This is a genomic window from Enterobacter cloacae complex sp. P1B (assembly GCF_014982345.1).
Classification (GTDB): domain Bacteria; phylum Pseudomonadota; class Gammaproteobacteria; order Enterobacterales; family Enterobacteriaceae; genus Enterobacter; species Enterobacter bugandensis.
In genome coordinates, this window is sequence record NZ_JADCLF010000003.1 from 168,304 (window position 1) to 188,926 (window position 20,623).

Genomic DNA, 20,623 nt, shown 5'->3' on the forward strand with positions numbered 1-20,623 from the left:
GATAACGGCGTGGCACAGGCGCAAGAAGGCTTTTTACTGACCCGACACTGGCGGGATACCCCTCAGGGCACCGAGGTTGCGTTCTGGCTGGCGACAGATAACGGCCCGCTGCACGTTACGCTTCCTCCTCAGGAATCCGTGGCGTTTATCCCTGAACATTACGTCGAGAAGGTAAAACAACTGCTGCGCGATGAGAACGGCTGGCGCCTCACGCCTCTTGAGCTAAAAGATTTCCATCGTCAGCCGGTGTATGGCCTTTACTGCCGCGCCCATCGCCAGCTGATGCGCTACGAAAAACTGCTGCGCGAAGCGGGCGTGACGCTCTACGAAGCGGACATTCGTCCGCCGGAACGCTTTCTGATGGAGCGGTTTATTACCGCCCCCGTCTGGGTTGACGGCACTGAGCAAAACGGCACCCTTATCAACGCTCGCCTCAAGCCTAATCCGCATTATCGCCCCCCGCTAAAGTGGGTTTCCCTGGATATCGAAACCACCCGTCACGGCGAGCTGTACTGCATCGGCCTGGAAGGCTGCGGGCAGCGGGTTGTCTATATGCTCGGACCGCCGAACGGCGATGCGTCCGCGCTCGATTTTCAGCTTGAGTACGTCAACAGCCGACCGCAGCTGCTGGAGAAGCTTAACCAGTGGTTTGCCGAGCACGACCCGGACGTGCTGATCGGCTGGAACGTGGTGCAGTTTGACCTGCGCGTACTGCAAAAACACGCAGAGCGGTATCGCATCCCACTGATGCTCGGGCGCGGAAATACGGAGCTGGAGTGGCGTGAGCACGGCTTTAAGAACGGTGTGTTCTTTGCGCAGGCCAACGGCCGCCTGATTATCGACGGCATCGAGGCGCTGAAATCCGCGTTCTGGAATTTCTCCTCCTTCTCTCTGGAAGCGGTAGCGCAGGAATTGCTCGGTGAAGGCAAATCCATCGACAATCCGTGGGACCGCATGGACGAGATTGACCGGCGCTTCAACGAAGACAAACCGGCGCTCGCCACCTATAACCTGAAAGACTGCGAGCTGGTGACGCAGATATTCCACAAAACCGAGATCATGCCGTTCCTGCTGGAGCGCGCGACGGTAAATGGCCTCGCGGCTGACAGGCACGGCGGCTCGGTAGCCGCCTTTAGCCACCTCTATTTCCCACGAATGCACCGTGCGGGCTATGTTGCGCCCAACCTCGGGGACGTACCGCCGCAGGCCAGCCCCGGCGGCTACGTGATGGACTCCCGCCCAGGACTGTATGATTCGGTTCTGGTGCTGGACTACAAAAGCCTCTACCCGTCAATTATCCGCACTTTCCTTATTGACCCGGTGGGGCTGGTGGAGGGGATGGCGCAGCCAGACGACGCGCACAGCACCGAAGGTTTTCTCGGAGCACGCTTCTCGCGCGAAAAACACTGTCTGCCGGAGATTGTGGGAAACATCTGGCACGGCCGCGACGAGGCGAAACGTCATGGCAACAAGCCGCTCTCGCAGGCCCTGAAAATTATTATGAACGCTTTCTACGGCGTGCTGGGTACCAGCGCCTGCCGCTTCTTCGATCCGCGTCTGGCGTCGTCCATCACCATGCGCGGACACGACATTATGCGTCAGACCAAAGCGCTGATTGAATCCCGGGGCTATGACGTTATCTACGGCGACACGGATTCAACCTTTGTGTGGCTTAAGGGCGCACATTCAGAAGACGACGCCTCACGAATCGGCAAAGAGCTGGTGGCCTTCGTAAACGACTGGTGGCAGGAACATTTGCAAAAAGAGCGGTTAACCAGCGCATTAGAACTGGAATTTGAAACCCATTTTGCCCGTTTTTTAATGCCCACCATCCGCGGTACCGACCAGGGCAGCAAGAAGCGCTACGCCGGGCTGATCCAGGAGGGTGAAAAGCAGAGAATGGTCTTTAAAGGCCTGGAGACGGTGCGCACTGACTGGACGCCGCTGGCCCAGCAGTTCCAGCAGACGCTCTATCTGCGGATCTTCCGCAACGAGCCCTATCAGGACTACATCCGCGAAACCATCGCCAGCCTGATGGCCGGCGAACTGGATGACCAGCTGGTGTATCGCAAGCGCCTGCGCCGCCCGCTGGCGGAGTACCAGCGCAACGTCCCGCCCCACGTGCGCGCCGCGCGCCTGGCGGACGAAGAGAATGTACGCCGGGGACGCGCGCCGCAGTATCAGAACCGGGGGACGATAAAATACGTCTGGACAACGAACGGGCCGGAGCCCGTTGATTACCAGCAGTCGCCTCTCGATTACGATCACTACCTGACCCGCCAGCTTCAGCCGGTTGCGGAGGGAATTTTACCGTTCATGGACGACGATTTTGCTACACTTGTGACAGGGCAACTTGGCCTATTTTGACGCGTGACGAAATGGCTGCCATCCAGTACCATAGCGCCCTTTCCATTCCCGGACCCATTTTTCGATGACCGTCTTTTTTGACGGGGGTCGAACTATTGCCTGCAATTAAAGATTAGAGCCGAACAACTATGCCTTTTACACTTGGTCAACGCTGGATCAGCGATACAGAAAGCGAACTTGGATTAGGAACCGTCGTTGCCGTCGATGCGCGCATGGTTACCCTCCTCTTCCCTGCTACCGGTGAAAACCGCCTGTACGCCCGCAATGACTCCCCTGTGACCCGCGTAATGTTCAATCCGGGCGACACCGTGACCAGCCACGAAGGCTGGCAGCTAAAGGTTGAAGACGTAAAAGAAGAGAATGGACTGCTCGCCTACATCGGAACGCGTCTTGATACCGACGAGACGAACGTCATCCTGCGTGAAGTGCTGCTCGACAGCAAACTGGTGTTCAGCAAGCCGCAGGACCGCCTGTTTGCCGGGCAAATCGACCGTATGGATCGCTTCTCCCTGCGCTACCGCGCGCGTAAGTTCCAGAGCGAACAGTACCGCATGCCGTGGAGCGGCCTGCGCGGTCAGCGCACCAGCCTGATCCCCCACCAGCTGAATATCGCCCATGACGTGGGCCGTCGCCATGCGCCCCGCGTGCTGCTTGCTGACGAAGTGGGCCTGGGTAAAACCATCGAAGCGGGCATGATCCTGCACCAGCAGCTGCTCTCCGGCGCTGCCGAGCGCGTGCTGATTGTCGTGCCGGAAACGCTGCAACACCAGTGGCTGGTGGAGATGCTGCGCCGCTTTAACCTGCGCTTCTCCCTGTTCGACGACGAGCGCTATGCCGAAGCGCAGCACGACGCGGATAACCCGTTTGAAACCGAACAGCTGGTAATCTGCTCGCTGGATTTCGTGCGCCGCAGCAAGCAGCGTCTTGAGCATCTGTGCGATGCCGAATGGGACCTGATGGTCGTCGACGAAGCGCACCACCTGGTGTGGCGCGAAGATGCCCCAAGCCGCGAATATATGGCGATTGAACAGCTTGCCGAGCGCGTGCCCGGCGTCCTGCTGCTGACCGCAACGCCGGAGCAGCTCGGTCTGGAAAGTCACTTCGCCCGTCTGCGCCTGCTCGATCCAAACCGTTTCCACGACTTCGCTCAGTTCGTGGAAGAGCAGAACAACTACCGTCCGGTTGCGGATGCCGTCGCGCTGCTGCTGGCGGGTAAACGTCTTTCAAACGATGAACTCAACACCCTGAGCGATCTGATTGGCGAGCAGGATATCGAGCCGCTTCTGCAGGCTGCGAACAGCGACAGCGAGAATGCGGGATCCGCGCGTAAAGAGCTGATCGACATGCTGATGGACCGTCACGGCACCAGCCGCGTGCTGTTCCGCAACACCCGTAACGGCGTGAAGGGGTTCCCTAAACGCGAACTGCACACCATCAAGCTCCCGCTGCCGACGCAGTATCAGACGGCGATTAAAGTCTCCGGCATTATGGGCTCGCGCAAAACTCAGGAAGAGCGCGCACGTGACATGCTCTACCCGGAACAGATTTATCAGGAATTTGAAGGCGATACCGGCACCTGGTGGAACTTCGACCCGCGCGTGGAGTGGCTGATGGGCTACCTGACCGCGCACCGCTCCCAGAAGGTGCTGGTGATCTGCGCCAAAGCCGCCACCGCGCTGCAGCTGGAACAAGTTCTGCGCGAGCGCGAAGGCATTCGTGCCGCCGTGTTCCACGAAGGCATGTCCATCGTCGAGCGCGACCGCGCGGCGGCGTGGTTCAGTGAAGAGGACAGCGGCGCGCAGGTGATGCTGTGCTCCGAAATCGGTTCTGAAGGGCGTAACTTCCAGTTCGCCAGCAATCTGGTGATGTTCGATCTGCCGTTCAACCCGGATCTGCTGGAGCAGCGTATCGGCCGTCTGGATCGTATCGGCCAGGCGCATGATATTCAGATCCACGTGCCGTACCTGGAAAAAACCGCTCAGTCCGTGCTGGTGCGCTGGTTCCACGAAGGTCTGGATGCGTTTGAGCATACCTGCCCAACGGGTCGCACCATTTATGACCAGGTGCATGGCGATCTGATCGGTTACCTCGCCGCGCCGGAAAATACCGACGGTTTTGACGATCTGATTAAATCCTGCCGCGAGAAACATGAAGCGCTGAAGGCGCAGCTTGAACAGGGGCGCGACCGCCTGCTGGAGATCCACTCCAACGGTGGCGAAAAAGCGCAGGCGCTTGCCGAGAGCATTGAAGAACAAGATGACGACACCAGCCTGATCGGCTTCTCCATGAACCTGTTCGACATTGTCGGGATTAACCAGGACGATCGTGGCGAGAACCTGATCGTGTTAACCCCGTCAGACCACATGCTGGTGCCCGATTTCCCGGGCCTGCCGGAAGATGGCTGTACCATCACCTTCGAGCGTGACGTGGCGCTGTCCCGCGAAGATGCTCAGTTCATCACCTGGGAACACCCGCTGATCCGCAACGGGCTGGATCTGATCCTCTCCGGTGATACCGGCAGCAGCACCATCTCCCTGTTGAAAAACAAGGCGCTGCCCGTAGGCACGCTGCTACTGGAGCTGATCTATGTTGTGGAAGCGCAGGCGCCGAAACAGCTGCAGCTCAACCGCTTCCTGCCGCCAACGCCGGTGCGTTTGCTGCTGGATAAAAACGGTACGAACCTGGCAGGACAGGTGGAGTTCGAAAGCTTCAACCGCCAGCTGAGCGCGGTGAACCGCCATACCGGCAGCAAGCTGGTGAACGCGGTCCAGCAGGACGTGCACGCCATTCTCCAGCAGGGCGAAATCCAGATCGAAAAAGCGGCCCGAGACCTGATTGACGCCGCGCGCAATGAAGCCGACGAGAAACTGTCTGCCGAGCTGTCCCGTCTGGAAGCGTTAAAAGCGGTCAACCCGAACATCCGCGACGACGAACTGGCAGCAATTGAAAGCAACCGTCAGCAGGTGCTGGAAAGCCTGAATCAGGCGGGATGGCGTCTCGATGCCCTGCGTCTTATCGTTGTGACGCATCAGTAAACGGAGCGCAAGATGGTGATGGAGCCGTATAATCCGCCGCAGGATCCCTGGCTGGTCATTCTGTATCAGGATGAACACATTATGGTGGTCAACAAGCCCAGCGGCCTATTGTCCGTGCCGGGCCGTCTGGATGAGCACAAGGACAGCGTGATGACGCGTATTCAGCGCGATTATCCGCAGGCCGAATCCGTCCATCGCCTGGACATGGCCACCAGCGGCGTGATTGTGGTGGCGCTGAATAAAGCGGCGGAGCGCGAGCTGAAGCGTCAGTTCCGCGAGCGCGAGCCGAAGAAGCAGTATGTTGCCCGCGTCTGGGGCCACCCGGCGCAGGCGGAAGGGCTGGTGGATTTACCGCTGATTTGCGACTGGCCGAACAGGCCAAAGCAGAAGGTGTGTTATGAAACCGGCAAGGCCGCGCAAACCGAATATGAAGTGCTGGAGTACGCGCCGGATAACACTGCGCGCGTCCTGCTTAAGCCGATTACCGGACGTTCACACCAGCTGCGCGTGCATATGCTTGCGCTGGGTCACCCGATTCTGGGTGACCGCTTCTACGCCCCGCCGGAGGCCCTGGCGTTAGCGCCACGCCTGCAGCTCCATGCGCAGACGCTCACCATCACCCACCCTACTTTCGGTAACGCGATGACGTTTAAAGCCCCAGTGGACTTCTGAAAAAAAAAGCCCGACATTGTCGGGCTTTTTCTTATTTGAAACCTTTCTTCTCTTTAATGAGCTCGTACGCCTTCTGGATTTCCTGCGCTTTTTGCTTCGCCATCTCCATCATTTCCGGCGGTAAACCTTTCGCCACCAGCTTGTCAGGATGATGCTCGCTCATCAGCTTACGGTAGGCACGTTTAATCGTGGTTTGATCGTCCGTGGGCTTCACGCCAAGCACGTTGCAGGCATCTTCCAGCGTCGGGCCACGCTGCGCCTGCTGCCATGCACCGCCGGAAGACTGGTGGTGATAGCCGCCGCCAAACTGGGCGCCGCCCTGCATCATGCGCAGGAACTGGTCAAACTGCATACGGGAGATACCCAGCTCTTCCGCAATAACGTACAGGACATCGCGTTCATTGGGGTGAAGCGAGCCGTCGGCAAACGCCGCCTGGATTTGGATTTCCAGAAACATCCGAATTAAATCAAAACGTCCGAAGCAGATGCTGCGGAACTGGCGCATCTTTTCACGCAGCGGATAGTTATCCGATTTACCGATGCGAAACGCATTCTGCGCCGCCAGGCGGGACTCACCATGTAGGTTCATGCGATCCATAAAAACGCTGGCAATCTGAATATCCGCTTCGGTCACGCGGCCTTTGGATTTGGTTAAGTGCCCCATGACCTCAAAGGTGGTGGAGAAAAAGAGCGACTGGCGCTCGCGCTGATTGGCAAACCAGGCCATTTTGCGGCTGCGTGCTTTATCAAACATATGGCCAATGATAAGCCCAAGCACAATTCCCCAGAACCCGGCACCCATGAAGATGGCGAACGCAACGCCGATTATTTTACCCCAATACTGCATATACTCCCCGGATAGTCATATTCCCTGCCGACGCAACGTCATCATCACAGTGTTCAAGCCACGGTCAATTGAAGGACATCGCCTATAATTTGCTTTATCATACTCGTCATTCGATAGCGAGCCTAACACTCTGGCGCGCAAACGGGCAGGATTAACGCTGGTACTGCGCTGATGAGTAAGATAGTCTCTGAGCGTTTGTAAGCCGTAGCCACTGATGACGGAACAATAAAATATAACGTATGAAAAAACGTATCCCCACCCTCCTGGCCACAATGATTGGCTCCGCCCTGTACAGTCAACAGGGGCTGGCGGCCGATCTCGCCTCGCAGTGTATGCTTGGCGTCCCAAGTTATAATCGCCCACTGGTGGAGGGCGATACAAATAGCTTGCCGGTAACCATTACTGCCGATAGCTCCAAAGGTACTTATCCTGACAATGCCACGTTTACGGGCAATGTGGATATTAACCAGGGCAATAGCCGCCTGCAGGCTGATGAAGTGCAGTTGCACCAGAAGCAGCCGGAAGGCGCGGTCGAGCCGGTACGAACGGTGGATGCGCTAGGTAATGTGCACTATGACGACAATCAGGTCATCCTGAAAGGTCCGAAAGCCTGGTCAAACCTGAATACCAAAGATACTAACGTCTGGGAAGGTGATTACCAGATGGTGGGTCGCCAGGGACGCGGTAAAGCGGACCTGATGAAACAGCGCGGTGAAAACCGCTATACGATTCTGGAGAATGGCTCCTTTACATCATGTCTGCCGGGTTCAAATACCTGGAGCGTGGTCGGGAGCGAAGTTATCCATGACCGTGAAGAGCAGGTCGCAGAGATCTGGAACGCACGCTTTAAGCTGGGTCCGGTGCCGGTATTCTACAGCCCTTATCTCCAGCTTCCCGTGGGTGACAAGCGTCGCTCGGGCTTCCTGATCCCGAATGCCAAATACAGCACCACGAACTACTTTGAGTTCTACCTGCCGTATTACTGGAACATCGCGCCCAACATGGACGCCACGATCACGCCGCACTATATCCACAAGCGCGGCAACATCATGTGGGAGAACGAGTTCCGCTATCTGACTCAGGCCGGTGCTGGCCTGATGGAGCTGGATTATCTGCCGTCGGATAAGGTCTTCCAGGATGAGCACCCTACAGAAGGCGATAAACACCGCTGGCTATTCTACTGGCAGCATGCCGGAGTGATGGATCAGGTGTGGCGCTTTAACGTTGACTATACCAAAGTTAGCGACTCATCTTATTTTAACGACTTCTCGTCTAAATACGGTTCGAGCACGGATGGCTATGCCACGCAGAAGTTCAGCGTAGGCTATGCGGTGCAGAACTTTGATGCAACCGTCTCAACCAAGCAGTTCCAGGTATTCTCTGACCAGTCCACGCCTACCTATGGTGCAGAGCCGCAGCTGGACGTTAACTGGTATCAGAATAATGTAGGTCCATTCGACACCCGGGTTTACGCTCAGGCGGTACATTTCGTGAACACGGATTCGGACATGCCGGAAGCTACGCGTGTTCACCTGGAGCCGACGATCAATCTGCCGTGGTCTAACGACTGGGCAAGCCTGAATACCGAAGCCAAGCTGATGGCGACGCACTATCAGCAAAAAAATATTGATAATTACAACACCACGAAGAATGCGCATCTGGAAGAGTCGGTTAACCGAACGCTCCCGCAGTTCAAAATGGACGGGAAGCTGATCTTCGAGCGTGATATGGGCCTGCTGGCGGATGGTTATACCCAGACGCTTGAGCCACGTATGCAGTATTTGTACGTACCGTACCGCGATCAGAGCAATATTCAAAACTACGACTCGTCTTTACTGCAGTCTGACTACAGCGGCCTGTTCCGCGATCGTACTTACGGCGGTCTGGACCGTATCGCCTCCGCTAACCAGTTAACGACCGGCGTCACAACACGCGTTTATGACGATGCCGCCGTTGAACGTTTTAACGTTTCTGTTGGTCAAATCTACTATTTCACCGAGTCACGTACCGGTGATGACAACATTAACTGGGAGAAGGACAACAAAACGGGCTCGCTGGTTTGGGCGGGAGACACGTACTGGCGCATGACTGACCGTTGGGGCCTGCGTGGTGGTGTGCAATATGACACTCGCCTCGATAATATCGCCACAAGCAGTGCCGCTATTGAGTACCGTCGCGATGAAGACCGCATGGTACAGTTGACGTATCGTTATGCCAGCCCGGAATATATTCAGGCAACATTGCCTTCTTATGCAGGCGCAGAACAGTATAAAGACGGCATCTCGCAGGTTGGTGGTGCAGCAAGCTGGCCTATCGCCGACCGCTGGTCAATCGTAGGCGCTTACTACTTTGACACCAACGCGAATAAGCCAGCGGACCAGATGGTTGGTCTGCAATATAACTCCTGCTGTTACGCGCTGCGCGTCGGTTACGAGCGTAAGCTTAACGGCTGGGACACTGTAAACAATCAGAGCAAATACGATAACGTGATTGGCTTTAATGTCGAACTGCGCGGCCTGAGCTCCAACTACGGCCTGGGCACGCATCAGATGCTGCGTTCGAACATTCTGCCGTACAGTAGTTCTTTGTAATGTGCTTGATTTACAACGTAATCCGCTTTGCGGTTAATTGAAATGGAAAAAGTATGAAGAACTGGAAAACGCTGCTGCTTGGTGTCGCTATGGTTGCGAATACCAGCTTCGCGGCCCCCCAGGTTGTTGATAAGGTCGCCGCTGTCGTTAACAACGGCGTCGTGCTCGAAAGTGACGTTGATGGTCTGATGAAATCCGTGAAGCTCAATTCGGGCGAAGCGGGTCAGCAACTTCCGGATGACGCCACGCTGCGCCACCAAATCCTGGAGCGTCTGATCATGGATCAGATTATCCTGCAGATGGGTCAGAAAATGGGCGTGAAGGTGACTGACGAGCAGCTCGATCAGGCTATCGCTAACATTGCAAAGCAGAACAACATGTCGCCGGACCAGATGCGCAGCCGTCTGGCCTATGACGGCATCAGCTACGCTACCTACCGTAACCAGATCCGTAAAGAGATGCTGATCTCGGAAGTGCGTAACAATGAAGTGCGTCGTCGCGTCACGATCCTGCCGCAGGAAGTGGATGCGCTGGCAAAACAGGTGGGCAACCAGAACGATGCGAGCACAGAGCTGAACCTGAGCCACATTCTGATCCCACTGCCAGAGAACCCAACGTCAGATCAGGCTGCTGAAGCAGAAAGTCAGGCACGTTCAATTGTCGACCAGGCGCGTAACGGCGGCGACTTTGGCAAGCTGGCTATCACCTACTCTGCTGACCAACAGGCCCTGAAAGGCGGCCAGATGGGCTGGGGACGTATCCAGGAGCTGCCATCTATCTTTGCTCAGGCGCTGAGCACGGCGAAGAAAGGCGATATCGTCGGTCCAATCCGTTCAGGGGTGGGCTTCCACATTCTGAAAGTGAACGATCTGCGCGGTCAGAGCCAGAATATCTCCGTGACTGAAGTTCACGCTCGCCACATTCTGCTGAAGCCGTCACCGATCATGACTGACGATCAGGCGCGTGCGAAGCTGGAGCAAATTGCCGCAGATATTAAGAGCGGTAAAACGTCGTTTGCCAATGCAGCGAAAGAGTTCTCTCAGGATCCTGGCTCTGCGAACCAGGGCGGCGATCTGGGCTGGGCGGCTGCGGACATTTACGATCCTGCCTTCCGCGATGCGCTGATGAAACTGAATAAAGGCCAGATCAGTGCCCCGGTTCACTCTTCATTTGGCTGGCATCTGATCGAGCTGATGGACACCCGCAACGTGGACAAAACGGATGCGGCGCAGAAAGACAGAGCCTATCGTATGCTGTTTAACCGTAAGTTCTCCGAAGAAGCGGCAACCTGGATGCAGGAACAGCGCGCCAGTGCTTACGTGAAAGTCCTGAGCAACTAATGAAACAGCATCGTGTTGTTATCACTCCCGGCGAACCTGCCGGGATTGGGCCTGACCTCGTTGTCCAGCTCGCCCAGCGCAGCTGGCCAGTAGAATTGGTTGTCTGCGCGGATGCAACACTGTTACAAGACCGGGCGAATCTGCTCGGTCTGCCCTTAACGCTCATCCCTTACGTTGAAGGCCAACAGCCCGCACCACAGCAGGCCGGTACGCTCACTCTTCTTTCTGTTCCCCTTCGTACACCCGTTGTTCCAGGCAAGCTCAGCACGGAAAATGGCCACTACGTCGTGGAAACCCTTGCCCGCGCCTGCGACGGTTGCCTGAAGGGCGAATTTGCCGCTCTGATCACCGGCCCCGTGCATAAGGGCGTCATCAACGAAGCGGGCATCCCTTTTACCGGGCATACCGAGTTTTTCGAAGAGCGCTCGCACAGCCCGAAAGTGGTGATGATGCTGGCGACGGAAGCGATGCGCGTTGCTCTCGTGACCACCCATCTACCGATCAAGGCCATTCCTGATGCCATCACCCCGGAACTGCTGCGGGAGATCATCGAGATCCTGCATCACGACCTGCAAACGAAGTTCGGCATCAAGCGGCCGCACGTTCTGGTCTGCGGCCTGAATCCGCACGCGGGTGAAGGGGGTCACATGGGCACCGAAGAGATCGACACCATTATTCCGGTGCTTGAAGAAATGCGCGCCAAAGGGATGAATCTCAGCGGGCCGCTGCCTGCGGACACCCTTTTCCAGCCAAAATACCTGGATAATGCCGACGCCGTCCTCGCGATGTACCACGATCAGGGTCTGCCCGTGCTAAAATACCAGGGCTTTGGCCGCGGGGTGAATATCACCCTCGGTTTACCCTTTATTCGAACGTCCGTTGACCACGGCACTGCGCTGGATCTGGCAGGCCAGGGCAAAGCGGATGTCGGCAGTTTTATTACGGCGCTTAATCTCGCCATCAAAATGATTGTTAATACTCAATGACTAATCGAGTCCATCAGGGCCACTTAGCCCGTAAACGCTTCGGGCAAAACTTTCTCAACGATCAATTCGTGATCGACAGCATCGTGTCTGCTATTAATCCGCAGAAGGGTCAGGCTATGGTCGAAATCGGCCCGGGCCTTGCCGCACTGACCGAGCCGGTAGGCGAACGCCTCGACGAGCTGACCGTTATCGAACTGGACCGCGACCTTGCCGCACGCCTGCAAACGCACCCGTTCCTCGGACCAAAGCTGACCATCTATCAGCAGGATGCCATGACCATGAACTTTGGCGAACTGTCGGAAAAAATGGGCCAGCCGCTGCGCGTGTTCGGCAACCTGCCGTATAACATCTCCACGCCGCTAATGTTCCACCTCTTTAGCTATACTGATGCCATTGCCGACATGCACTTCATGTTGCAAAAAGAGGTTGTTAACCGTCTGGTTGCAGGGCCGAACAGTAAAGCGTATGGTCGTTTAAGCGTGATGGCACAATATTACTGCAACGTGATCCCGGTACTCGAAGTACCGCCATCAGCGTTCACGCCGCCACCGAAAGTAGATTCTGCGGTTGTGCGCCTTGTGCCGCACAAAACGAAACCGTACCCGGTTAAAGATCTGCGTGTACTGAGCCGAATTACGACTGAAGCCTTTAACCAGCGCCGTAAAACGATCCGTAACAGCCTCAGCAATTCGTTTACCGTTGAGGTGTTAGCAGAGCTGGGGATCGACCCGGCAATGCGTGCGGAAAACATTTCCGTAGAGCAGTACTGCAAGCTGGCTAATTACATCAGCGAAAATGCGCCGCCGAAGGAGAGTTAAGCCATGATTGATTCGCCCCGCGTATGTGTCCATGTACAAAGCGTCTATGTTGAATCGCAATCCTCGCCGGATGAAGAGCGTTTTGTCTTTGCTTACACCGTGACCATTCGCAATCTGGGGCGGATGCCTGTGCAGCTGCGCGGGCGCTACTGGCTTATCACCAACGGCAATGGCCGCGAAATTGAAGTTCAGGGTGAAGGTGTGGTCGGTGAACAGCCCCACATCGCCCCTGGCGAAGAGTATCAGTACACCAGCGGCGCGGTAATTGAAACGCCGCTGGGTACCATGCAAGGCCATTATGAAATGGTCGACGTCGATGGCAATGTGTTCCGCGTTGCTATTCCTGTGTTCCGTCTCGCCGTAACCACACTCATTCATTAATCTAATGTCTACATATCTGATTGGCGACGTTCACGGTTGCTACGATGAACTGATCGCATTGTTAAAACAGGTCGACTTTACGCCAGGACAGGACACGCTCTGGCTGACGGGCGATTTAGTCGCGCGTGGCCCGGGCTCGCTTGAGGTTTTACGTTTCGTCAAATCTCTGGGCGACAGCGTGCGCATGGTGCTGGGCAATCACGATCTTCACCTGTTGGCCGTATTTGCCGGGATCAGTCGCAACAAACCTAAAGATCGCCTCTCTCCCCTGCTGGATGCGCCAGACGCGGACGAACTGATTAACTGGCTGCGCCGCCAGCCTTTACTGCAGGTCGATGAGGAGAAAAAGCTGGTTATGGCCCATGCCGGGATCACCCCGCAATGGGATCTTGAGACGGCTAAAACCTGCGCGCGTGACGTTGAGGCGGTGCTGGCGAGCGACTCGTACCCCTTCTTCCTTGATGCCATGTACGGCGATATGCCGAATCACTGGAGCGAGGATCTCAGCGGTCTGGCCCGCCTGCGTTTTATTACCAACGCTTTTACGCGCATGCGTTTCTGCTTCCCGAACGGGCAGCTGGACATGTATTCCAAAGAGACGCCGGAAAGCGCGCCTGCCCCGCTCAAACCGTGGTTTGCCATTCCTGGACCCGTGACAAGCGAGTACAACGTCGTCTTTGGCCACTGGGCTGCGCTGGAAGGAAAAGGCACGCCGGACGGGATCTACGGTCTGGATACCGGATGCTGCTGGGGCGGAGAGTTGACCTGCTTACGCTGGGAAGATAAAACTTACTTTGTTCAGCCGTCCAACCGACAGCTGGACTTAGGGGGAAGTGAGGCCGTTGCCTCCTGAATCATTCCCTCTCCCGGGCGGGAGAGGGACATCACTTAACGACGTTCCAGAATCTCGAAGCAGTAGCTGTGGGAGTTCTGTGCATCCGCGTCGTGGAACTCGCTGAATACCGATTCCCACTCGTCCGGATCGTAATCCGGGAAATGGGTGTCCCCTTCCACTTCCGCATCAATGTGGGTCAGATACAGCTTCTGCGCTTTTGGCAGGAACTGCTCATACACGCGGCCGCCGCCGATCACCATGATCTCTTCGGCGTCACCGCAGGCGGCAATCGCTTCATCAACGGACTTAACCCATTCGACGCGATCGTCAGTGCCCGGCTGGCTACTGATAACGATATTCTTACGGCCCGGCAATGGACGACCAATCGACTCCCAGGTCAGGCGGCCCATCACTACCGGCTTGTTTAACGTAGTACGTTTAAACCATGCGAGATCGGCAGGCAGGTTCCACGGCATGGCATTTTCCATACCGATAACGCGGTCCACCGCCAGCGCTGCAATCAGACTGATCATTGAAAATTTCCCGGATGCAAAAAATTGCCGCCACTATACGGAAAGCTTAATCTTTCGTCGACTGGCGGCAGAGTAAAGATAAAGAAATTTTTTATTATTGCTGGCAACTCCACTTCACGCGGAAGGTTTACTCTCGGGCTCGTCAGCCGGATCGCCGGTATGCTTGCCCTCTTCCGTGCCCTGCCAGCCATGACGTTGGATCAGCGACAGGTGATTGCGATCCTCGTTAATGATTTCTGTCAGCATGGCGCTGGTGCGTTTAAACACCGCCGCACGCTCCGTGGCCGTACTGCCGGCCATCGCCGCCATCTCTTCCACCATCCCGGTGTTAAAGCGGCGGAACAGGTCCGCCCGTTCGCGGGCTTCATACGCGCCGAGCCCCAGATTCTCCAGCGCCAGGCGGCCAGACTTCAGCGCGCCTTCGAACGTTTCACGCTCCGGCGCCTCTACGCCCGCCTGACGCAGCCGGATGTAATGATCCACATCGCGCGCGCGGGAGATAATGGTCAGCCCCGGAAAATGCTCTTTTACCAGCTCCACCATCTGCATGCTGGTCTCAGGATCGTCAATGGCGTTAATCAATACCTCGGCTTTTGCCGCCCCGGCGGATTCCAGCAGATCGACGCGAGTCGCATCGCCGTAAAACACCTTCATATCAAATTTACGCAAGGTATCGACATGGTCAGGATCGTGATCGAGAATCACCATTTTCACCCCGCTTGACAGCAGTAAACGCCCGACGATCTGCCCGTAGCGACCAAATCCGGCGATGATGACGCGCGGCTGCTCCTCATCGATCTCGTCGGCTTCGCGCTCCTGCTCGCTGCCTGATTTTTCCAGACGCGTCAGCACCACCAGTAGAACAGGCGTTGCCGCCATCGACAGCGCGACCGCCAGCGTCAGCGCTTTCGCCCACTCGGGATCGAGCACGTTTGCCATCTGCGTGGCACCAAATACCACGAATGCAAATTCGCTCCCCTGACCCAGCAGTACGGCAAACCAGCGGCGCTGCTTGTTCGGCACCTTCAATGGACGCGCAATTAGCCACAGCATCGCCATTTTAATCACCAGGAAACCGACTAGCAGGATGACGATCCGCAGCGGGTGCGTGACCAGCGTACCGAAGTCGACGGACATCCCTACGCCGATGAAAAACAGCCCCAGCAGCAGCCCTTTGAACGGCTCGATATCGCTTTCCAGGGCGTGACGATATTCAGAGCTCGCCAGCAGAACGCCTGCAAGGAACGCCCCCATCGCCATCGACAGCCCGGCTTCCTCCAGCAGCAAACCAAAGCCAAACACCAGGAACAGCGCCACGGCGCTGAACACTTCGCGCAGGCCTGAACGGGCAACAAACCGCAGTAACGGGCGGGTCACGTAGCGGCCAAGCAGGACCACCAGCGCCAGCGCCCCCACGACTTTTAATGCCGACAGCGCAAACGCCCCCAGCGTCGTGGATGAGCCGCTTGCCGCCAGCAGTGGGATCATCGCCACCAGCGGAATAGCGGCGATATCCTGGAACAGCAGCACCGAGAACGCGCTGCGTCCCATCTGCGAGACCGTCAGATTTCGCTCGTTCATCGCCTGCATGGCAATGGCCGTCGAGGAGAGCGCCAGCGTCATGCCGATAAGCTCCGCCACTTTCCAGTCCATGCCCAACAGGATGCAGAACCCACCGAGCAGCAGGCCGCAGGCCACCATCTGCAGCGCGCCTCCACCAAATACCGAGGCGCGAAGTTTCCATAACCTCTGCGGATCCAGCTCCAGACCAATCACAAACAGCATCAGCACGACGCCAATTTCAGCGAAATGGAGGATCGCCTCCGCATCCGTTACCAGTCGAAAGCCCCAGGGCCCAATGACGCAGCCCGCAATCAGGTAGCCGAGAACCGACCCCAGCCCCAGACGTACCGCCACCGGCACAATCAGCGCCGCCGCGCCGAGATAAATCAGCGCCTGTATCAGCGTATGGCTATCCATGATGCGTCTCCTGCCACTCAAGCAAGCGTTGTTTATAATGGCGAGCCTGCGCCTGCAGCGTTTCATCGTCGCAAACAAAGGTGCAATGCATCGCAAAAGGCGGGAGCCAGTTCAGCCCGCAGTAAAGCGCCGTAGCCTGCAGCGGCTGCGCCAGGACGTCAAACCCCGGGAAGGAACCGATATCAAAGTGGCTTTCCCCACCGCCGGTGGTAACCGCCCACATCAGGCTTTTGCCTTTTAGCGCATGGCCGTTGTGACCATACGCCCAGCCGTGGGAGAAGACTTTATCAATCCACAGCTTCAGGAGCGGCGGCGTGCTGTACCACTGCATAGGATGTTGCCAGACGATCAGATCGGCACGGGAGAGCGCCTCCTGTTCAGCGGCGATATCGATATTAAAATCGGGATAGAGTTGATAGAGGGAACGTATCTCTACGTTATCCAGCGTCCTTACCTGCTCAAGCATCCGCTTATTCGCATGCGAGTGCTGCGGATAAGGGTGCGCATAAATTATCAGAATCATTGAGTAGCCTGTTGTTTTACTGCCTTCTTTTACCAGAAGAGTGTAGACAGTAATTCAACAGGCTAATAGTGAATATTATTGACGGGCTAGCGTCAGAAAACTGAATTAGTTATCCAGCTCGCCCATGGATTTCACCTGGTCGCGATTAATCTGTTCAGTTTGACCGGTTTCGGCGTTTTTGTACGACACCAGGCCGGTATCGTCATCCACCTGCGGTTTCCCGTCGGTGACAATCGTTTTGCCATCGGTGGTTTTTACGGCCTGATTGGACGAACAGCCCGCGACGGTAAACATTGCGGTGGCAGCCAGAACGGAAGCGATCAGTAATTTATTTTGCATGGTGTTTTCCCCTGCTCTCAGTTGAATTTTCGTTATCGACCTAACTATTTTAGGCTAACTGACTGAAAGCGGATGAAAAACCAGAAGGTTCTGAAGATGGGGAAAGATGCCCGGTTACCGAACGGTACCGGGCAATGGGGGTTACTTGCTAATCTGCGCGTGCATTTCCTGCACCGAAATCACCTTTTCGGTGGCATCCGCATTCAGCGCCATCGCTGTTGCGAAACCGCCGTTCAGGGTGGTGTCGTAGTGCACTTTGTATTGCAGCGCGCTGCGGCGAATCAGCTTGGAGTCTTCAATCGCCTGGCGTCCTGCGGTGGTGTTGATGATGTAGGTATATTCGCCATTCTTGATACGATCCTGAATGTGCGGACGACCTTCATGCACTTTGTTCACCAGACGCGGGTTAATACCGGCTTCACCCAGCACAATCGCCGTACCGTGGGTTGCGTCCAGCTCGAAGCCCTGTTTCAGCAGCTTGGCGGCCAGGTCAACCACGCGCTCTTTATCGCCTTCGCGAACGGAGAGCAGCGCACGGCCCGATTTTCTCATGGTAGAGCTGCTGCCCAGCTGCGCCTTGGCAAACGCTTCTGCGAAGGTGCGGCCCACGCCCATTACTTCCCCGGTCGAGCGCATCTCTGGCCCTAACAGCGGGTCAACGCCCGGGAATTTGTTGAACGGCAGCACCACCTCTTTCACCGAGTAATACGGCGGGATGATCTCTTTGGTTACGCCCTGCTGAGCCAGCGTCTGGCCAGCCATCACGCGCGCCGCCACTTTCGCCAGCGGAATACCGGTCGCTTTAGAGACGAACGGTACGGTACGCGCCGCACGCGGGTTGACTTCAATCAGATAAACTTCGTTGTCTTTCACCGCGAACTGAACGTTCATCAGGCCACGAACCTGCAACTCAAAGGCCAGCTTCTGCACCTGCTGGCGCATCACGTCCTGAATTTCCTGGCTCAGCGTGTAGGCCGGCAGAGAACAGGCGGAGTCGCCGGAGTGCACGCCAGCCTGCTCGATATGCTCCATGATGCCGCCAATCAGCACCATTTCGCCGTCGCAGATGGCATCCACGTCCACCTCAACCGCGTCGTCGAGGAAGCGGTCAAGCAGCACTGGCGCATCGTTGGAAACGCTCACCGCCGTCTGGAAGTAGCGACGCAGGTCGGCTTCGTCGTAGACGATTTCCATCGCGCGGCCGCCCAGCACGTAGGACGGGCGCACCACCAGCGGGTAGCCAATCTCTTTCGCCTTCTCAACGGCCATTTCAATGGCCGTCACGGTGGCGTTCGCCGGCTGCTTCAGCTTCAGACGGTCAACCGCCTGCTGGAAACGCTCACGGTCTTCCGCGCGGTCAATCGCGTCCGGGCTGGTGCCGATAACCGGTACGCCAGCCGCTTCCAGCGCGCGCGCCAGCTTCAGCGGGGTCTGACCACCGTACTGCACGATAACGCCTTTTGGCTTCTCGATGCGCACGATTTCCAGCACGTCTTCCAGGGTAACCGGCTCGAAGTAGAGACGGTCAGAGGTGTCGTAGTCGGTAGAAACGGTTTCCGGGTTACAGTTGACCATGATGGTCTCGTAACCGTCTTCGCGCAGCGCCAGCGAGGCGTGCACGCAGCAGTAGTCGAACTCAATGCCCTGGCCGATACGGTTTGGACCGCCGCCCAGCACCATAATCTTGTCGCGGTCGACGGACGGATTCGCTTCGCACTCGTCTTCATAGGTGGAGTACATGTACGCGGTATCGGTCGAGAACTCGGCCGCACAGGTGTCCACGCGCTTGTAAACCGGGTGCAGGTCATACTGGTCGCGCAGCTTGCGGATTTCCGCTTCGCGCACGCCCGCCAGTTTAGCCAGACGCGCATCGGCGAAGCCTTTACGCTTCAGCATGCGCAGGAAATCTGCGTCCAGGCCGTTGATGCCCAGCTCCGCCACTTTCTCTTCCAGACGCACCAGCTCTTCAATCTGCACCAGGAACCAGCGGTCGATGTTGGTCAGGTTAAATACGCCGTCGACGGACAGGCCCGCGCGGAAGGCATCGGCGATGTACCAGATACGCTCTGCGCCCGCGTCTTTCAGCTCGCGGCGGATTTTTGTCAGCGCTTCAGGGTCGTCCAGGCTCACTTTCGGGTCAAAGCCGGTGGCGCCCACTTCCAGACCGCGCAGCGCTTTTTGCAGGGATTCCTGCTGCGTGCGGCCAATCGCCATCACTTCACCCACAGATTTCATCTGGGTCGTCAGACGGTCGTTCGCGCCCGCGAATTTCTCGAAGTTAAAGCGAGGAATTTTAGTCACAACGTAGTCGATGGACGGCTCGAAGGACGCAGGCGTGCGGCCACCGGTGATGTCGTTCATCAGCTCGTCGAGGGTGTAACCCACTGCCAGCTTCGCCGCTACTTTCGCAATCGGGAAGCCGGTGGCTTTGGAGGCCAGCGCGGAGGAGCGGGACACGCGCGGGTTCATTTCGATAACAATCAGACGGCCGGTTTTCGGGTTCACCGAGAACTGCACGTTAGAACCGCCGGTTTCCACGCCGATTTCACGCAGTACCGCCATCGAGGCGTTACGCATGATTTGATACTCTTTGTCGGTCAGCGTCTGGGCTGGCGCAACGGTGATGGAGTCGCCGGTGTGTATACCCATCGCATCGAAGTTTTCGATGGAGCAGACGATGATGCAGTTGTCGTTTTTATCACGCACCACTTCCATCTCGTACTCTTTCCAGCCAATCAGCGATTCATCAATCAGCAGCTCTTTGGTTGGGGATAGATCCAGACCGCGCTCGCAAATCTCTTCGAACTCTTCGCGGTTGTAGGCGATACCGCCACCGGTGCCGCCCATGGTGAACGATGGACGGATGATGCACGGATAGCCCACTTCTGCCGCAACGGCCAGCGCCTCTTCCATGTTATGCGCAATACCGGAACGCGCGGTGTCGAGGCCGATTTTCTTCATCGCCACGTCGAAGCGGCGACGGTCTTCTGCTTTATCAATCGCGTCGGCGGTCGCACCAATCATGGTGACGCCAAATTCAGCCAGCACGCCCTGACGCTCCAGCTCCAGCGCGCAGTTCAGCGCCGTCTGGCCGCCCATGGTTGGCAGCACCGCGTCCGGGCGCTCTTTTTCAATGATTTTACGTACCACTTCCCAGTGAATCGGCTCGATGTAGGTGGCATCCGCCATTTCCGGGTCGGTCATGATGGTCGCCGGGTTAGAGTTCACCAGGATAACGCGGTAACCCTCTTCGCGCAGCGCTTTACACGCCTGCGCGCCGGAGTAGTCGAATTCGCAGGCCTGGCCGATGACGATCGGGCCAGCGCCAAGGATCAGGATGCTTTTTATGTCTGTACGTTTTGGCATGGTCTTCTCG

15 protein-coding genes are annotated in these 20,623 nt (G+C 56.9%); 9 read left to right on the top strand and 6 right to left on the bottom strand.

All coding sequences use genetic code 11. The features are described 5' to 3' along the window. Positions 1 to 9: 9 nt before the first annotated feature. From polB to rluA, 3 genes are all read left to right on the top strand, one after another. Positions 10 to 2,367 carry a DNA polymerase II gene (polB, locus tag INF77_RS02095; RefSeq protein WP_193532390.1) on the top strand — a complete coding sequence of 786 codons (2,358 nt, stop codon included), beginning with the start codon at positions 10 to 12 and terminating at the stop codon, positions 2,365 to 2,367. Positions 2,368 to 2,495: 128 nt separating this feature from the next. Further along, positions 2,496 to 5,402, top strand: coding sequence for an RNA polymerase-associated protein RapA (gene rapA, locus INF77_RS02100; RefSeq protein WP_193532391.1), 2,907 nt, complete (start codon positions 2,496 to 2,498; stop codon positions 5,400 to 5,402). Between the two features lie 12 nt (positions 5,403 to 5,414). Then, complete coding sequence (gene rluA / locus INF77_RS02105; RefSeq protein WP_028015484.1) at positions 5,415 to 6,074, top strand: bifunctional tRNA pseudouridine(32) synthase/23S rRNA pseudouridine(746) synthase RluA; 660 nt, start codon at positions 5,415 to 5,417, stop codon at positions 6,072 to 6,074. A gap of 31 nt (positions 6,075 to 6,105) precedes the next feature. Here rluA and djlA read toward each other — a convergent pair whose 3' ends face one another. Then, positions 6,106 to 6,921: a co-chaperone DjlA gene (gene djlA, locus INF77_RS02110; protein ID WP_193532392.1), complete on the bottom strand. Its 816-nt coding sequence runs from the start codon at positions 6,919 to 6,921 to the stop codon at positions 6,106 to 6,108. Between the two features lie 239 nt (positions 6,922 to 7,160). Here djlA and lptD point away from each other — a divergent pair, with 239 nt between their 5' ends. The 6 genes from lptD to apaH are packed head-to-tail and all read left to right on the top strand — an operon-like array spanning position 7,161 to position 13,890. Next, positions 7,161 to 9,512, top strand: a complete 2,352-nt coding sequence (lptD, locus tag INF77_RS02115; RefSeq protein WP_193532393.1) for an LPS assembly protein LptD — start codon at positions 7,161 to 7,163, stop codon at positions 9,510 to 9,512. A 53-nt stretch (positions 9,513 to 9,565) separates the two neighbouring features. Further along, on the top strand, positions 9,566 to 10,852 hold the full coding sequence (gene surA, locus INF77_RS02120) for a peptidylprolyl isomerase SurA (RefSeq protein ID WP_028015481.1): 1,287 nt from the start codon (positions 9,566 to 9,568) through the stop codon (positions 10,850 to 10,852). Then, complete coding sequence (gene pdxA / locus INF77_RS02125; RefSeq protein WP_193052419.1) at positions 10,852 to 11,838, top strand: 4-hydroxythreonine-4-phosphate dehydrogenase PdxA; 987 nt, start codon at positions 10,852 to 10,854, stop codon at positions 11,836 to 11,838. The genes surA and pdxA overlap by 1 nt, the downstream gene beginning before the upstream one ends. Next, a complete protein-coding gene (gene rsmA / locus INF77_RS02130) occupies positions 11,835 to 12,656 on the top strand; it encodes a 16S rRNA (adenine(1518)-N(6)/adenine(1519)-N(6))-dimethyltransferase RsmA (protein ID WP_028015479.1) in 822 nt (273 codons plus the stop codon). The genes pdxA and rsmA overlap by 4 nt, the downstream gene beginning before the upstream one ends. Positions 12,657 to 12,659: 3 nt before the next feature. Beyond that, complete coding sequence (apaG, locus tag INF77_RS02135) at positions 12,660 to 13,037, top strand: Co2+/Mg2+ efflux protein ApaG (protein WP_014882505.1); 378 nt, start codon at positions 12,660 to 12,662, stop codon at positions 13,035 to 13,037. Between the two features lie 4 nt (positions 13,038 to 13,041). Continuing rightward, a complete protein-coding gene (gene apaH / locus INF77_RS02140) occupies positions 13,042 to 13,890 on the top strand; it encodes a bis(5'-nucleosyl)-tetraphosphatase (symmetrical) ApaH (RefSeq protein ID WP_048957865.1) in 849 nt (282 codons plus the stop codon). A 35-nt stretch (positions 13,891 to 13,925) separates the two neighbouring features. Here the strand turns inward: apaH and folA are convergent, their stop codons facing one another. The 5 genes from folA to carB all read right to left on the bottom strand — a co-directional run bounded on the left by folA (position 13,926) and on the right by carB (position 20,613). Further along, entirely contained in the window at positions 13,926 to 14,405 is a 480-nt protein-coding gene (folA, locus tag INF77_RS02145) for a type 3 dihydrofolate reductase (protein ID WP_006173915.1), read from the bottom strand. A gap of 114 nt (positions 14,406 to 14,519) precedes the next feature. Beyond that, complete coding sequence (gene kefC, locus INF77_RS02150) at positions 14,520 to 16,385, bottom strand: glutathione-regulated potassium-efflux system protein KefC (protein ID WP_193532394.1); 1,866 nt, start codon at positions 16,383 to 16,385, stop codon at positions 14,520 to 14,522. After that, on the bottom strand, positions 16,378 to 16,908 hold the full coding sequence (kefF, locus tag INF77_RS02155) for a glutathione-regulated potassium-efflux system oxidoreductase KefF (protein WP_193532395.1): 531 nt from the start codon (positions 16,906 to 16,908) through the stop codon (positions 16,378 to 16,380). Before kefF ends, kefC begins: the two co-directional genes overlap by 8 nt. 105 nt (positions 16,909 to 17,013) lie before the next feature. After that, the gene (locus tag INF77_RS02160; protein WP_003856439.1) at positions 17,014 to 17,247 is read right to left on the bottom strand and encodes a YgdI/YgdR family lipoprotein; all 234 of its coding nucleotides are present in this window, start codon (positions 17,245 to 17,247) and stop codon (positions 17,014 to 17,016) included. Between the two features lie 141 nt (positions 17,248 to 17,388). Continuing rightward, positions 17,389 to 20,613, bottom strand: a complete 3,225-nt coding sequence (gene carB / locus INF77_RS02165) for a carbamoyl-phosphate synthase large subunit (RefSeq protein WP_041911263.1) — start codon at positions 20,611 to 20,613, stop codon at positions 17,389 to 17,391. Between the last annotated feature and the right edge of the window lie 10 nt (positions 20,614 to 20,623).